At 68.2% G+C, this 14,466-nt stretch carries 14 protein-coding genes; 10 read left to right on the top strand and 4 right to left on the bottom strand.

The features are described from left to right. Window positions 1–54: 54 nt before the first annotated feature. From QWJ37_RS13615 to QWJ37_RS13595, 5 genes are all read left to right on the top strand, one after another. Window positions 55–675, top strand: a complete 621-nt coding sequence (locus QWJ37_RS13615; RefSeq protein ID WP_290245571.1) for a phosphatase PAP2 family protein — start codon at window positions 55–57, stop codon at window positions 673–675. 101 nt (window positions 676–776) lie between these two features. Then, a complete protein-coding gene (locus QWJ37_RS13610; RefSeq protein ID WP_290245570.1) occupies window positions 777–1,265 on the top strand; it encodes a hypothetical protein in 489 nt (162 codons plus the stop codon). Next, complete coding sequence (locus tag QWJ37_RS13605; RefSeq protein ID WP_290245569.1) at window positions 1,262–2,266, top strand: hypothetical protein; 1,005 nt, start codon at window positions 1,262–1,264, stop codon at window positions 2,264–2,266. Before QWJ37_RS13610 ends, QWJ37_RS13605 begins: the two co-directional genes overlap by 4 nt. After that, entirely contained in the window at window positions 2,217–2,801 is a 585-nt protein-coding gene (locus QWJ37_RS13600; RefSeq protein WP_290245568.1) for a hypothetical protein, read from the top strand. Before QWJ37_RS13605 ends, QWJ37_RS13600 begins: the two co-directional genes overlap by 50 nt. Window positions 2,802–2,804: 3 nt before the next feature. Further along, on the top strand, window positions 2,805–3,236 hold the full coding sequence (locus QWJ37_RS13595) for a hypothetical protein (protein ID WP_227905372.1): 432 nt from the start codon (window positions 2,805–2,807) through the stop codon (window positions 3,234–3,236). A 441-nt stretch (window positions 3,237–3,677) separates the two neighbouring features. On the opposite strand, the gene QWJ37_RS13590 is transcribed toward QWJ37_RS13595, so the two are convergent. The 3 genes from QWJ37_RS13590 to QWJ37_RS13580 form a co-directional block, all read right to left on the bottom strand. Next, window positions 3,678–4,679 carry a sugar phosphate isomerase/epimerase family protein gene (locus QWJ37_RS13590; protein WP_290245567.1) on the bottom strand — a complete coding sequence of 334 codons (1,002 nt, stop codon included), beginning with the start codon at window positions 4,677–4,679 and terminating at the stop codon, window positions 3,678–3,680. Between the two features lie 45 nt (window positions 4,680–4,724). Further along, on the bottom strand, window positions 4,725–5,927 hold the full coding sequence (locus QWJ37_RS13585; RefSeq protein ID WP_290245751.1) for a Gfo/Idh/MocA family oxidoreductase: 1,203 nt from the start codon (window positions 5,925–5,927) through the stop codon (window positions 4,725–4,727). Window positions 5,928–6,107: 180 nt separating this feature from the next. After that, window positions 6,108–7,139: a substrate-binding domain-containing protein gene (locus QWJ37_RS13580; RefSeq protein WP_227905626.1), complete on the bottom strand. Its 1,032-nt coding sequence runs from the start codon at window positions 7,137–7,139 to the stop codon at window positions 6,108–6,110. Window positions 7,140–7,269: 130 nt separating this feature from the next. Here QWJ37_RS13580 and QWJ37_RS13575 point away from each other — a divergent pair, with 130 nt between their 5' ends. From QWJ37_RS13575 to QWJ37_RS13560, 4 genes are all read left to right on the top strand, one after another. Continuing rightward, on the top strand, window positions 7,270–8,802 hold the full coding sequence (locus tag QWJ37_RS13575) for a sugar ABC transporter ATP-binding protein (protein WP_290245566.1): 1,533 nt from the start codon (window positions 7,270–7,272) through the stop codon (window positions 8,800–8,802). Window positions 8,803–8,876: 74 nt separating this feature from the next. Beyond that, the gene (locus QWJ37_RS13570; protein ID WP_227905624.1) at window positions 8,877–9,854 is read left to right on the top strand and encodes an ABC transporter permease; all 978 of its coding nucleotides are present in this window, start codon (window positions 8,877–8,879) and stop codon (window positions 9,852–9,854) included. Window positions 9,855–9,969: 115 nt separating this feature from the next. After that, a complete protein-coding gene (locus tag QWJ37_RS13565) occupies window positions 9,970–11,166 on the top strand; it encodes an ROK family transcriptional regulator (RefSeq protein WP_290245565.1) in 1,197 nt (398 codons plus the stop codon). A 33-nt stretch (window positions 11,167–11,199) separates the two neighbouring features. After that, complete coding sequence (locus tag QWJ37_RS13560) at window positions 11,200–12,312, top strand: EcsC family protein (RefSeq protein ID WP_290245564.1); 1,113 nt, start codon at window positions 11,200–11,202, stop codon at window positions 12,310–12,312. Between the two features lie 5 nt (window positions 12,313–12,317). On the opposite strand, the gene QWJ37_RS13555 is transcribed toward QWJ37_RS13560, so the two are convergent. Next, window positions 12,318–13,319, bottom strand: a complete 1,002-nt coding sequence (locus tag QWJ37_RS13555; RefSeq protein ID WP_227905362.1) for a substrate-binding domain-containing protein — start codon at window positions 13,317–13,319, stop codon at window positions 12,318–12,320. Between the two features lie 181 nt (window positions 13,320–13,500). Between QWJ37_RS13555 and QWJ37_RS13550 the strand changes: the two genes are divergently transcribed. Continuing rightward, window positions 13,501–14,457, top strand: coding sequence for an asparaginase (locus QWJ37_RS13550; RefSeq protein ID WP_290245563.1), 957 nt, complete (start codon window positions 13,501–13,503; stop codon window positions 14,455–14,457). Window positions 14,458–14,466 lie beyond the last annotated feature (9 nt).

The following is a 14,466-nucleotide window of genomic DNA, read 5'->3' as shown; positions in this document are numbered from 1 at the left end:
GCCCGGCCGCCGGCCTGCTCCCGGCACAATTGTGCCTCCCAGTACAATCGACGGATGCCCGAAACCCTGCAGCCCGCCACATCCAGCGCACCGCGCCCCACCACCGCCTCCACCCGCCTGGCGCGCATCGTTACCGAGGTCACCGCACCAACCGTTCTTGTGGGAATCCTCCTGCTACTGCAGCCACTGCTCAGCCAGGACGTGACCTGGCTGCAGGGCATCACGGCGGCACTGTTCACGGTGGGGCTGCCCTTCGCCGCAATCCTGGTGCTGAAGCGGCGCGGCCGAGTGACCGACCATCACGTGGGCGTGCGGACCCAGCGGGCACCGATCCTGGCCGCCTCCGCGGTTTCCATGGGCATCGGCGCCCTGCTCCTGGTGCTGCTGGACGCCCCGGCGGCCCTGTTCGGCGAAATCGGCGGCGTGTTCATCGGCATGATGCTGTGTCTGGCAGCGAACCTGGTGTGGAAGCTGTCGGTGCATTCCGCCGTCGCCGCCTACGTCGGGCTGGCCCTGATCGCGCCCATCCCCACAGTCGGCGCGGCACTGGCCCTGCTGCTGGCCTCCGCCACGGGATGGTCCCGCGTGAAGCTCGGCGACCACACGCCCAGCCAGGTCCTCGCCGGACACCTCGCCGGCTGTCTGGCCTTCACCCTCGCCCTGCTGCTGCCCTAAGCCTCGCCGAAGCATCCCCGGATTGCGATAAAGTCAGGACAGTCTCTTCACACCAACGCAGCACGAAAAGTGTGGAAAACAACGATGGGGAAAGAATGACAATGCGTTTCGGGAAGTCCGCCGGGGAACGGGCCACCTCAAAAGCAGTAGTCGACGCCCTGAACCTGGGCGAGTACGTCACCTTTGATGACCTGCTCGCAGCCGTCACCAAGACACACGGCAAACCCATTGAACTGCGGGACATTGACTCCGCCGTCATTCCCTCCGTGACCGGGCTTTGGATCGAAAAGGACAAAAAATCCATCATCCTGCTGCCCTCCGGCGACAATAAACTGCACCGCACGCACGCGGCGTGCCACGAATTCGGCCACATCCTGCTGCGCCACCAGGGCTGCGGCGGCGTGGAAACCACCATGCCCTCCCTGTTCCAGCACATCGGCAGCCGCAAGGGCATCCGCCGGATGCTCGCCCGGTCCCTGACCTGGAACGAGACCGAACGCGCCGCCGAACAGGTGGCCTACCTGCTCTCCCTGGCCCTGCTGCCCAAGGAACCCGAGAGCCCCAGCAGCTTTGAACGGACGTTCCTGTGATCACCCTGCAGATGCTGCCGGCCGCTGCGCTCTGGACGCTCGTGGTCATCCGGCTGATCGGCCTGCGCTTCGGCTGGAAGCCCGGCATCCTGCCCGGCATCGCCGCCGTCGCCACCGGCGCAACCCTGAACATTGACCAGGTATACCTCTACGTTGATTCCCTGCTGGGGGAGCGGAACCTGCTCAACCTGATCGTGCACCTGATCATGGGCGCCGGCATGACCGAACTGTGCCGGCTGCTGCTCAAGGCCACCGGCAGGACGGACGACGACGGCGGGCGGCACGTCAGGGTACTGGTCGGCCTGGGTATTGTCCTCGCGGTGATCCAGACGACCCTGCTGCTGGTGTCCGAGACCCCGGGCTCCGCCACCAACTTCACCGACGCCTTCGCGTCCATCCCCACGATCGCCCCCTACCAGGCCAGCTTCTTCGCCTGGATAGGCGTGGTGCTCGGCTACACCGGCATCGAGTGCCTGCGCCGGGACAAGGCCGGGGAATCCCGGGAATTCGGCATCGGCGTGCGCATCCTCAGTGCCGGCTGCCTCGCCGGCGTGGGCGCCGTGGCGGTGAAGATGGTGCTGATCGGGATGGAGTTCTTCGGCGTGCAGGCGCCCTTCGGCCTCTACATCGGCTACCGGGTCCTCATGGCACTGACCATGCTCGGCTTCGCCGTCGGGTTCGCGGTGCCGTCCTACGCCCGGATGAAAAACGCCGCCGCCGCCCGCCGTCGTCGTGCCGAGGACCTGGACGCCCTGCGGCCCATCGTGCGTCGCCTGATGACGACCTGCGAAGGCACCCGGGCGCTGGAAGCAGCCAACGTGTCCCTCGCCGCCCGCACCTCCAAGACCCAGCTCTACCGCTGGTTCATCCTCATCGGCGATATCCGGGTCCTGGAACCCGGGCTGCTCTCGCCGGAGGAGACCCGCATTGTTGATCAGATAGGCAGAAGAATTGAAGACACTGGAACACCGGCCCGCCGCGCAGCGCTCTCCGGCGGCTAGCTGGTACTCCAAAATCCTGCCGCCGGCCCTGGTGCTGGCGGTCCTCATCATCACAGCCGGCATCGAGGCCGGGCTGCGGCTGCCGGGCGTGCTCCTGCTGCTGGTGGGCATAGTGGTGGTGCCCGGGGCGATCTACAAGGGCACCAAGGGATGGTTCCGGCGGCGCGGGATCTCGGACCGGTGGCGGGCCGCGATAGTGGCTGCGCTGATGCTGGCCGGCGCCGTGGTCTGCTACCTGCTGCCCGTGGCTTCGCCGGTGCCGCAAACGGTGACCGGGCTGCTGCTCGGCAACCTGGGGCTGGTGTTTTTCCGGCGCTGGCTCAATGTCTCGGCGCATGTGTCCGTGCTGACCTTCGGCGTGCTCTGGATGATGGCGACCTACGGGGCGGGCTGGGCGTGGCTGTTGATATTATCGCCGTTGATGATCCTCAGCCGGGTGTCCCTCGGCGAACACAGCCTGCGGGAGGCGCTGTCCGGCGCCGCCCTGGGGCTGGCAACCTTCTGCTGCTTCCTTGCAGTGATGACTTGGAGCTGACGCATGAACGATTTTGATCTTCCCCCGGAGCGCACTGCGGGCCTTCGGCGAGCCGAAACGCTGGCCCGGAAGATCAACCTTCTGCTGGACGTCATCATGTCCGAGTCCGGCAAGCCCTTTGACTACCCGGCTATCCGGGACGGGGCGCAGAAGGCCGGCTACTACCTCTCCCGCACCCGCTGGTCGCTGCTGAAATCCGGCAAGGAGCAGGTGGTCCCGGACGAAGCGCTGCGGGCCATTGCCGCCGTTTTCGATGTGGACCCGGACTACCTGCTGCTGGAGGACGGCAACCTGCCCGAACGGGTGGAGGCCGAGCTGGAACTGCTGCGCAGCATGCGCCGGGCCGAGGTGCGCAACTTCGCTGCCCGTGCCCTGGGCCCGGTGGACCCGGAGGCATTGAAGGCCATTGCGAAGATTCTGGACGAGAGCGACTAGGCCTTCCTTTCCCGGCGGGGATCAGGCGCGGATCAGCGGAATCGGCCCCAGCGAATAGTTACAGCCGCGAGAAAAACTTTGACGCCCCGTAAAGGGCAGTGGTACGCTCACAAACATGTTTCACACATGTGTGAGACGTGTTTGATAACTCGATAAACGCTGGACGGGGCAATCCTGGTCCGGGGATGTTCGTGCACCGTGACTGGGGGGTCACCGCCGAATCTCTCCGCCGCAGGAGTTCCGCTGGTTTCCGGTTGGTGGCTCGGTCCTTGATCGGGAGTGAATCAGCGGGGCGTGCCCCGTACGGCGTTTGTTGCGGATCGGATCAGGTGCCTCGGCGCCCCCGAGTCCGGATCATCCGCTGCCTGTGGGGGGACAGTGCGTGATGACAACAGAAGCCAGCGGATACCGTCCGCTGGCTTCGCTGTTTTCCGGCCGTAACTACCGCGAGCTGAAGGCCGCATCAAAGGCAGCGTCCGGCGGATCCATCGCCAGCGACTTCACAAAGGCCAGCGCCTCCGGGGCACCCACCAGCCGGTCCATCCCGGCGTCCTCCCATTCCACGGAGATGGGCCCCTCGTAGCCGATGCTGTTGAGCATCCGGAAGGCATCCTCCCACGGCACGTCTCCATGCCCGGTGGAAACGAAGTCCCAGCCGCGCCGCGGGTCCGCCCAGGCCAGGTGCGAGCCCAGCCGGCCGTTGCGCCCGTTGGACATGCGCTTCTTCGTGTCCTTGCAGTCCACGTGGTAAATCCGGTCGGCAAAGTCCCAGAGGAAGCTGACCGGATCCAGGTCCTGCCAGACAAAGTGGCTGGGGTCCCAGTTCAGGCCGAAGGCCGGCCGGTGCCCGATGGCTTCCATGGCCCGCTGCGTAGTCCAGTAGTCATAGGCAATTTCGCTGGGATGCACCTCGTGCGCAAACCGGACGCCTACCTCGTCAAACACGTCCAGGATGGGGTTCCAGCGGTCGGCGAAGTCCCGGTAGCCGGCGTCGATCGCTTCGGCGGAGACCGGCGGGAACATGGCCACGTATTTCCAGATCGAGGAACCGGTGAAGCCCACCACGGTCTTCACCCCCAGGGCGGCGGCGAGCCGGGCGGTGTGCTTCATTTCCTCGGCGGCCCGCTGCCGGACACCTTCGGGCTCCCCGTCGCCCCAGACCTGGTCCGGCAGGATGTCCCGGTGCCGCTGGTCAATCGGGTCATCGCAGACTGCCTGGCCCTTGAGGTGGTTGGAGATGGCATAGACCTTCAGGTGGTACTTCTCCAGGATGTCGCGGCGGCTCTGTACGTACTCTTCGTCATCCCACCGCCACGGGTCCAAATGATCGCCCCAACAGGCGATCTCCAGGCCGTCGTAGCCCCACTCCGAGGCAAGGCGGGCCACTTCCTCCAGCGGCAGGTCGGCCCACTGGCCGGTAAACAGGGTGACAGGACGAGGCATGGCTGGCTCCTTCGGGACGGGGATTATCGACGGTGACTAACTGGGTCAGGCGACGGGGGTCCAGACACTGGACTTGCCCGCACTGCGGGATACGGCGTCCAGCACTTCCTGGATCTGCAGGCCGTCAGCGAACGACGGCGACGGGTCGGTTCCGGCGGCAACGGCCTCAACAAAGTCCTTCGCCTGGTGCACAAAACCGTGTTCGTAGCCCAGCGAATGTCCGGCGGGCCACCAGGCCTCCATGTAGGGATGGGTGGGTTCGGTGACCATGATCCGGGTGAAGCCCTGCCGGTCAGCCGGAGCGGTGTAGTCGTAGAAGTCCAGGAAGTTCAGGTCCTCGAGGTCGAAGCTGAGCGCCCCGCGCGTGCCGGAGATTTCCACGCGCAGTGCGTTCTTGCGCCCGGTGGCCATCCGGCTGGCTTCAAAGCTGCCCAGCACCCCCGTGTCGAAGCGTCCGGTGAACAGGGCGACGTCATCGACGGTCACCGGACCGCGTTCTCCACTGCCACCGGCCGTCCCGCCCAGCCCGCCGCCGCGTGCCTTCCCGCCGGCGTCGTCTGTTGCAGAGGAGTCCACAGCGGGGGAGTCCGCAGCGAGCGGGCGGGTGGGCACCAGGGTGTCCAGGGTGCCGCTGACCTCGGACAGCCGGAGCCCGGTGATGTACTGGGCCAGGTCCACGGCGTGGGCGGCCAGGTCTCCGAGCACGCCGGAGCCCGCCTGCTCCTGCTGGAGCCGCCAGGTCAGCGGCGCGTCCTCGTCCACCAGCCAGTCCTGCAGGTAGGCCGCCCGCACCTGGCGTACGTCGCCAACGGCCCCGGCGGCCACGAGGTTCCGGGCATGGGTGGTGGCGGGCAGCCGGCGGTAGGTGAATCCGACCATCGCCCGTGCACCGGAGGAGGTCCGGGCAACCCCAGCTGCCTCGGCCATGGCGCGTGCCTCATCGGCCGTGTTGGCCAGCGGTTTTTCGCACAGCACGTGCTTGCCTGCCTGCAGCGCCGCAATGGCGATCTCCGCGTGCGAGGCGCCGGGGGTGACAATATCGATCACGTCGATGTCCTCCCGCGCCACTGCCTCGCGCCAGTCGGTGGCGGTTTCCGCCCAGCCCCATTTCGCGGCGGCAGCGGCGGTGCGGCCGGCATCCCGGCCCACCAGCAGGGCAGGCTCCGGCTGCAGCGGCAGGTCAAAGAACCGCGGTGCCACCCGCCAGGCCTGTGAATGGGCGGCACCCATAAAACCGTGCCCGATCATGGCCACTTTCAGGGGCTTGTTCTCCTGCATGGATTTCCTCTTTCCGGGCCGTACGGGTGCGGCTGGGTAGTGCGGGCAGTGCTGGGTACTGCGGCCGACGGCGGGACGCGTGTGTCGGGGCGTCCCGCCGTCGGGCTCTCCGGGTCTGGCCGGGATCAGGCAGTCTCACGATTCGAACGGTCAGGATTCGAACGCGGTGGGCAGGTACTGCTCCACGTTCTCCGAGGTCACCACCGGGGCGTTGAGGACCACCCGGTTGGGTACTTCGATTTCCACCAGATCGCTCATCGCCTTGTCCTGCACCAGCAGCCGGGCCAGCCGGATGCCGTCCGCTGCCTGGGTGTGCGGATAGATGATGGTGGCCTGCATAACGCCGTCGCCGGACTGGATCTCGCGCATCGCGTTGGCCGAGCCTGCGCCGCCCACCATGATGAACTCGTCGCGTCCGGCGGCGTCGATGGCGGCCAGGACGCCGATGCCCTGATCGTCGTCGTGGTTCCACAAGGCATCGATTTCGGGTGCGGCGGAGAGCAGCTGGGATGCTGCGGCCTCGCCGCCCTGGACGGTGAAGTCCGCGGCCACCCGGTTGCTGACCTCCAGCCCGCAGCCGGCCAGGGCGTCCTCGAAGCCCTGGCTGCGGTCCTGGGTGAGCGGCAGCGAGTCGATGCCGGCAATCTCCGCCACAACGGCGTCGGGGTTATCGCCCACCTGTTCACAGATATAGGTGCCGGCGCTGACGCCCATGCCGTAGTTATCACCCAGCACGGTGGCGCGGGCGGCAAACGGGCTGGAGAACTCCCGGTCCACGTTGATCACCGGAATCCCTGCCTCCATGGCCCGCGTGGCGACGTCGGTCAGGGCGGCTCCGTCCGTTGGCAGGAGGACAATCGCGTCCACCTGGTCATTGATGAACTGTTCCACCTGGCTGATCTGGAGGTTGGCGTCATTGGTGCCCTCCGCCACGCGCAGGTCAATGTCCGGGTATTTCTCCGCTTCTGCCAGGGCCGCCGAGTTGATGGCGCCCAGCCAGCCGTGGTCTGCCGCGGGGCCGGAGAACCCGATGACGGCGGTTTCGCCCTCAGCCTGGTTGCCCTCGGCCGAGTTGTTGGTTGGTTCGCTGTTGCTTTCATCGCCGCTGGTACATCCGGTGAGGACCAGCGCGCCGGCGGCAATACACGCCGCGGTGGCCGCGAACTGCCTCCTGCCCGTCATGCGTCCATGCATGGTGTTCTCCTCTGTCGATAGAGCACTACTGGGGTGACATGCGTCACAGTAACAGAAGTCCGGCGATAAAGCGCCAAGATACTACTGGCAATCGACATAAGTGTGTAAGCTCCGTCACATGGCCGCATCCCACGTCTCCTCCGAGCCCGCAGTTGCGCTGCTCGAGGTTCACAATCTCAGCAAGAGTTTCGCCGGAGTCCGCGCGCTCAAAGGAGTGAATCTGCAGGTACTTCCCGGTGAGGTGCACTGCGTGCTCGGCCAGAACGGTGCCGGCAAGTCCACCCTGATCAAGGCCCTCTCCGGTGTGCACCAGCCGGATTCCGGCGAGATCCGCTGGAACGGGGAACCGGTGACGCTCTCCGGCCCGACGGCGGCGCTGGAGCTGGGCATTGCCACCATGTACCAGGAACTGGACGTGGTGGACGGGCTGAGCGTCGCGGAGAACATCTTCCTCGGCCACGAGGACTCCCGGGCCGGCGTACTGCGCGTCCGGGACGCCCGCCGCCGGGCCCGGGAACTGCTCGCCCGGCTCGGGCACACCGACATTTCACCGTCCGCCGAAGTGGGCAGCCTGTCCGCGGCCGGCAAACAGATGGTGAGCATGGCCCGGGCCCTCTCCCGCAACGCCCGGCTGATCATCATGGACGAGCCCAGCGCCATCCTGGATGTGGGGGAGGTGGCCAACCTGTTCCGGGTGATCCGCGAACTCACCGGCCAGGGCATCGCCATTGTCTACATCTCGCACCGGCTGGAGGAGATCCGGCAGATCGGCGACCGGATCTCGGTGATCAAGGACGGCTCCAGTACCGCCTCCTCGCTGCCGGTGGAGGGCACATCCCGGGCGGACCTGGTTCGGCTGATGACCGGGCGCGACGTTGCCCACGCCTTTCCGCCGCGGATCCCCGTGCCCGGTGCGGCGCCCGTGGTGCTCGAGGTCGAGGACCTGGGCCTGGCCGGCTCCTTCACCGGGGTGAGCTTCACCGTCCGCGCCGGCGAGGTGTTCGGCCTGGCCGGACTGGTGGGCTCGGGCCGCTCGGAAATCCTGGAAACCATCTACGGTGCCCGCCGTGCCACTGCGGGAACGGTGCGCGTCAACGGCACCACCCTGCAGCCCGGCTCCGTGCCGGCGGCGATCGGCGTGGGCCTCGGCCTGTCCCCGGAGGAACGCAAAAGCCAGGGCCTACTGCTGGAGGAGCCCATCTACCGCAACGCCACGCTCTCCACCTTCGCCCGGTTCGCCCGGCGCGGGCTGCTGAACGAGCGGCGGGAGAAGGAAGCCACCCGCACCCAGGCGGCCGCAGTGCAGCTGCATCCGGCGGACCCGGACCGGCCCGCCCGCACCCTCTCCGGCGGCAACCAGCAAAAGGTCCTCCTGGCCCGCTGGCTGCTGCACGGCACTAAGGTCCTGCTGCTCGATGAACCCACCCGCGGCGTCGACGTCGGCGCCAAAACAGAGATTTACGCACTGATCCGCAACCTGGCCGCCGACGGCGTGGCCGTGGTGGTGGTCTCCAGCGAACTGGAGGAGGTGCTCGGGCTGGCGGACCGGGTGCTTGTGCTTGACGCCGGCCGGGTGCTCGCCACCGGCAATGCCACTGATCTGGACGAGCACGCCGTGCTTGACCTCGTGCTGAAAGGAAACGCGCAGTGAGTGAGTCCAAAACGGCGGCGGTCCAGCCGCCCCCGGCCGACGGCGCCACCGCCCCGGCCATCCGGCAGAACCCGATGCGTACCTGGCTCGGCGGCTCCGCCGGGCGCAACCTGGGCCTGGCGCTGGCCGTGGTGCTGCTGTGCGTAGTGGGCGCGGCAACCAGCGGGGACCGGTTCCTGAACCTGGAAAACATGCTGACAATCCTTCGCTACGCCTCGATCACCGGGGTGATCTGCATCGGCATGACGTTTGTGATCACCGCCGGCGGCATCGACCTCTCCGTGGGCTCGGTGATGGGCCTGACCACCGTGGTGGCGTCGCTGACCGCGGTGCAGCGCACCGCCGGGGAGACCAGCTGGCTGCTGATGGTGGCGGTGGCGCTCGCCGTCGGAATGTTTGCCGGGCTGATCAACGGGGTGATCATCGCCTACGGCAACGTGGTGGCGTTTATGGCCACCCTGGCCATGCTGGTGGCCGCCCGCGGCGCCGCGGAACTGATCTCCGGGCGGCGGACGCAGATTGTCATCGAACCGGACTTCCTGTCCGTAATGCGCTCAAACTTCCTGGGCGTGCCCCTGCTGATCTGGATCTTCGCGCTGGTGGCTGCCGCCGGCTGGTTCCTGCTCAACCGCACCACCTTCGGCCGCCGCACCGTGGCCATCGGCGGCAACCTGGAGGCAGCCCGGCTGGCCGGCATCAAGGTCAAACGGCACATCGTCTGGCTGTACGTACTCTCCGGCACCACCGTGGGTATTGCCGGGGTGATGATGATGGGCCGCACCACCGCAGGCACCTCCACCCACGGCCTGCTGTTCGAGCTGGACGCGATTGCCGCCGTCGTGGTGGGTGGCACGCTGCTGATCGGCGGACGCGGCACCATTGTGGGCACCGTCCTCGGTGTGCTGCTGTTCAGCATCCTCATCAACGTGTTCACACAGAACAACCTGGACACCTCGGTACAGCAGGTGGCCAAGGGCGCCATCATCGTGGCCGCCGTCCTGCTGCAGCAGCGCTTCGCGGTGCGCGGCACCCGGCGCAAGGGCGCCCTATGAACCGCCGGGCCGGGAACACGGGGGAGCGCCCGGCGGGAACTGCGGGGAGCTGCGCCCCGGCTGCCGGGTTACGGACGCTGCCGGGTAACGCCGGTCACTATGCTTCAATTGGCCAGTGGTCGATATAAGGAAAACCGCGTCGGCTCCGGCCGGCGCCAGCGAACTCTTCCAGCTGCTGCGCGACGGGCAGCCCCGCACCCGGACCGAGCTGGCGGACCTGGTGGGAGTGGCCCGTTCCACCGTGGCCCTGCGGCTGGATGCGCTGATGGACCTGGGCCTGGTGGCCCCGGTGGAGGACGCCATTTCCACCGGCGGCCGGCCCTCGGCGCAGGTGGCGCTGCAGACCGACACCCGGCTGGTCCTGGGCGTGGACATCGGCGCCTCGCATCTGCACGTGGGACTGACCGATCTCTCCGGCACCGCGCTGGCGGACGCCTTCCGGGACGGACTGCTGGTCAGCGCCGGCCCCCGGACCGTCCTGGATGCCGTGGTGGAACTGGCCACCACCGTGCTGGCGGAGGCCGGCCGGTCCGCCGCTGACCTGCTGGCGGTGGGCGTGGGCCTGCCCGGACCGGTGGAACACAGCACCGGACGCCCGATCAACCCGCCCATCATGCCCGGCTGGCACGGTTTCGACGTGCCCGGCTACCTGCACGGGCACTTCGGCGTGCCGGTGCTGGTGGACAACGATGTGAACGTGATGTCGGTGGGGGAGCGGGAAACCGCCTGGCCCGACGTCGAAAACCTGATCTTCGTGAAGGTGGCCACCGGCATCGGCGCCGGGATCATCTGCAACGGTGAGCTGCTGCGCGGCGCCGACGGCGTGGCCGGGGACATCGGGCACATCCGGGTGGCCAGCGGCGAGGAACTGCTGTGCCGGTGCGGCAACGTCGGCTGCCTGGAGGCACTGGCCTCCGGACCCGCGGTGGCCCTGAAACTGCAGGCCGCCGGACACGACGCCGAGGACAGCCGCGACGTCGTGGACCTGGTAAACCGGGGCGACCAGGACGCGGTGCGCGCGGTCCGCCAGGCCGGCCGGGACGTGGGCGAGGTGCTCTCGGCCTGCCTGAGCATGATGAACCCCGCCGTCATTGTGATCGGCGGGTCCATGGCCCTGACCGGCGAGCACTTTATTGCCGGGGTCCGGGAAGCGGTGTACTCACGCAGCATGCCGCTGGCCACCCAGCACCTGCAGATAGTCCAGTCCGCCTCCGGGCCGGATGCCGGCATGCTCGGAGCGAGCATGCTGGCCATCCACCACGCCCTCTCACCGGAGAGCGTGGACGGCATGCTGGCCGCCCGGGTGGGGTAGGGTGCGCCCGCGCGGGGCCCTATAGTTCCCCTCATGACAAAACCCTCGAATTACGAGATCCACGCCTGGCGCCGGCTTCAGCGGGTCCGGTCCCGTCCGGTCTCGCGGGTGATGAAACAGGCCAGCGGGCAGGTGGCCGACGGCGCGGAAGGGCTGGGCCGGCGCGCCGCCAAATACCTCGGGGACCGCCCCGGTGCCAAGGCGGCCGTCTCCCGTGGACAGGAACTCTTCGGCCGGGGTGCCGAGGCCCTGCGCGCCGGAGCACGCAGAACCGCCGGGTCCGTGCCCGAGGCCGTGGCCGGCTGGGGCGGAAGCGCCGTCGACTCCGTGAACCGGGTGCTGGCTCGTGCCGGGCGGGCGGAACTGAATCCGCGCTGGGTGCTCGAGGCCCACCGCAAACGCGGCCACGAAGTGTCCTCCCTGGCGGACCTGCGCCGGCTGGACCTGGCGCAGATCGACGCCGTGCGCGGACGGGGAGTGAACCTGTACTACCCGATTGCCGCCGCAGTGTCGGGGATGGGCGCCGGACTGGTGATGTCCGGCGGGGCACTGTTCGCCGCCGCCACCGGTACCGCTGCGGTACCTGCCGGGGGAAATGTTCCCGGCGCCGAAGGCGACGCGGCAGTGCTCCTGAAACTTGCGCAGCGTTCGGCGGGGCATGTGGGGCTGTTCTACGGCTATGACCCCGAGGAGCCGGCCGAAAAGCTGTTCATCCTGGCAGTGGTGAACGCCGGCACGGCCCTCTCCGCCAGCGCGAAAACCGCCGCGGTGGCTGACGTGTCCCGGCTGACCCAGGCACTGGTCCGCCGCACGGCGTGGGCGGACCTGCAGGCGCCGGTGGTTGACCGGGTCTCCGCGGAGTTCACGAAGGCCTTCGCGATGCGGATCAGCAGGCAGTCCCGGGGCAAGGTGGTGCCGGCGGCCGGCATCCTGGTGGGCGGCGGCTTCAACTGGGCCACCCTGGAATCCGTGGTGGACGCGGCCGACGCCGCTTACCGCCGCCGCTTCCTGCTGGAGAAGTACCCGCAGTTCGGTGCGGAGGACGCCCCCGGCGTGGTGATTGACCCGGAGGCGGACGAGGACGCCGACGAAGCCATCAGCGTGCTCGCCGAGCTTGCCCGGGTGGGCGGGCCGGAGCTCACCTAACCGGCTTATCCGCTGGCCCGGACCACCAGTTCCGGGGCCAGCCGCAGGCTCTCCGCGGTCCCGCCGCCCATCAGCGACTGCAGTGCCAGCAGTCCGCGCCGGCCCATTTCATGCATGGGGGAGCGGATGGTGGTCAGGTTGATCCCGCCGGCCAGCGGGGTGTCATTAAACCCGCCCACGGCCACGTCCCCGGGAACGCTGAGCCCGCGCTCGCGGAATACACCCATGGCGCCGATGGCGGCAAAGTCATTCACGGCAAACACGGCCTCGGGCACCCGGCCGGAGGCAAGGATCCGCCGGGCGGCGTCCTGGCCGGCGGCCGCGTCAAAACCGTTGTGGATGATCCACTCTTCCGGAACCTCCATGCCGGCCTCGGACAGCACGTCCAGGAAACCGCCGGTACGCCCCTGCGAGGTGGAGGTATTCGCGGAACCGGCCACCAGGGCAAAGGACCGGCGGCCCGAGGCCAGGAAATGTTCGGCCATCAGCCGTCCGCCGGCGTAATCGTCGCAGGTCACGCTGACATGCCCGGCGGAGGACCGGCTGACCAGCACCAGCGGCACCCCGCGGCCGGCCAGCTCCTGAAGATACGGCTCATGCAGATGGGCGTCGCCGAAAATCAGCCCGTCGGAACGCCGCCCCAGCAGCATCTCGGCCTTGGCCCGCTGCTTGCCGGGATCATCCAGCGAGTTGGCCACCACGGCGAACAGCCCGTTTTCGGCGGCGGCCTCGTCAACGCCCTCGTAAATGGTGGCCAGGACAAAGTCCTGCAGTCGGGGAACAATCACGCCCACAATGTCCGAGCGGGAGGTCCGCAGCGAGGCCGCATGCGGATTACGGCTGTAGCCGCGCTCCCGGGCAAGGCTGAAAATCCGCTCCGTGGTGGCCGGCGCAGCCCACTTGGACTCGGTTCCGGCCGGATCATTCAGGACGCGGGAGACGGTGGAGACGTTCAGGCCGAGCTCCTTGGCCAGCAGCTTCAGCGTGACCTGTCCTGAGGATGGCATGTTTCCGTTTCGTTTCGTATGTCGGGGAAATGTAACGAGTGTGTGAATGTGTTGCGCTTCACATGATCTGCCCCATAGTATCTCTTCCAGCGGTTACACAAACGTTTGCGGCAATCGTATGCGGCAATCGTTCGGCCGGCCAGAGGCAATCAACGAACGGAACTGGGCAGTGGCTTCAATTGTGGTTTTGGGTACAGGCGGCACCATCGCCTCCCGCGGACAGGGTCCGGAGGGAGCCGTGGCTGCCGACGGCGCGGCGTCACTCGCCGCGTCCCTTTCCGGCCGGCACACGGTGACCACCCGGGACATCCTCACCACGGGCAGCTACCGGCTGGACCTGGGCAACCTGCGGACCATTGCCGAAGCGGCCTCCGCCGCCGTGGCGCAGGAGGACGTGGACGGCGTTGTGGTCACCCACGGCACCGACACCATGGAGGAAACGGCGTTCCTGCTGGACCTGGTGCATGCCGGCTCCAAACCCGTGGTCTTTACCGGCGCCCAGCAGCCGGCCGACAGTGCCACCCCGGACGGCCCGCAGAACCTCGCCGAAGCCGTGGAGGCCGCTGCCGAGAAGCAGCTGCACGGCACCGGAGTGCTGATCAGCTTCGCCGGAACCGTCCGCACCGCCCGCGGCGCCCGCAAGGCACACACCACTGCGGCCAGCCCCTTTGCCGGCGGCACGGAGGTGGCGCACCTGGCCGGGAACGACGTCGTCGTCGCCGCCCGCCCGGACCGCTGCCCGCCGCTGCCCCTGCCCGGCGCCGCCTTTGATGCCGCCCGGGTGGAGATCATCACCGCCTACCCCGGGGCCACCCCGAACCTGCTGCGCCATGCGGCAGCCGACGGCGCGCAGGCCGTGGTGCTGGCCGGGACCGGCATCGGCAACGCGGGACCCGGCTTCGCCGAAGCCGTGGCGGACCTGACCGGGGCAGGCGTCCACGTGATCCTGGCCAGCCGCACCCCGTGGGGCCCGGTGATCCCGACCTACGGCAACGGCGGCGGCAAGGACCTGGTCCGCGCCGGAGCCGTCACGGCCCGCACCCTGAACCCGTTCCAGTCCCGCATCCTGGCCGCGCTGCTGCTGGCCCTGGACCCGTCGCCGGAGACGTTCCCCGAACGCTTCTCCGCCTACGCCTAGACCACCCCG

The sequence above is a fragment of the Arthrobacter sp. YD2 genome (genome assembly GCF_030410475.1).
GTDB classification, from domain to species: Bacteria; Actinomycetota; Actinomycetes; order Actinomycetales; family Micrococcaceae; genus Arthrobacter_B; species Arthrobacter_B zhangbolii.
This window is presented reverse-complemented; position numbering and strand designations above follow the sequence as displayed.

Coding starts and splice junctions, on each gene's coding strand:
- QWJ37_RS13615 (WP_290245571.1), top strand. CDS start 55: ATGCCCGAAACCCTGCAGCCCGCCACATCCAGCGCACCGCGCCCCACC.
- QWJ37_RS13610 (WP_290245570.1), top strand. CDS start 777: ATGCGTTTCGGGAAGTCCGCCGGGGAACGGGCCACCTCAAAAGCAGTA.
- QWJ37_RS13595 (WP_227905372.1), top strand. CDS start 2,805: ATGAACGATTTTGATCTTCCCCCGGAGCGCACTGCGGGCCTTCGGCGA.
- QWJ37_RS13590 (WP_290245567.1), bottom strand. CDS start 4,679: ATGCCTCGTCCTGTCACCCTGTTTACCGGCCAGTGGGCCGACCTGCCG.
- QWJ37_RS13585 (WP_290245751.1), bottom strand. CDS start 5,927: ATGATCGGGCACGGTTTTATGGGTGCCGCCCATTCACAGGCCTGGCGG.
- QWJ37_RS13580 (WP_227905626.1), bottom strand. CDS start 7,139: ATGACGGGCAGGAGGCAGTTCGCGGCCACCGCGGCGTGTATTGCCGCC.
- QWJ37_RS13575 (WP_290245566.1), top strand. CDS start 7,270: ATGGCCGCATCCCACGTCTCCTCCGAGCCCGCAGTTGCGCTGCTCGAG.
- QWJ37_RS13570 (WP_227905624.1), top strand. CDS start 8,877: ATGCGTACCTGGCTCGGCGGCTCCGCCGGGCGCAACCTGGGCCTGGCG.
- QWJ37_RS13560 (WP_290245564.1), top strand. CDS start 11,200: ATGACAAAACCCTCGAATTACGAGATCCACGCCTGGCGCCGGCTTCAG.
- QWJ37_RS13555 (WP_227905362.1), bottom strand. CDS start 13,319: ATGCCATCCTCAGGACAGGTCACGCTGAAGCTGCTGGCCAAGGAGCTC.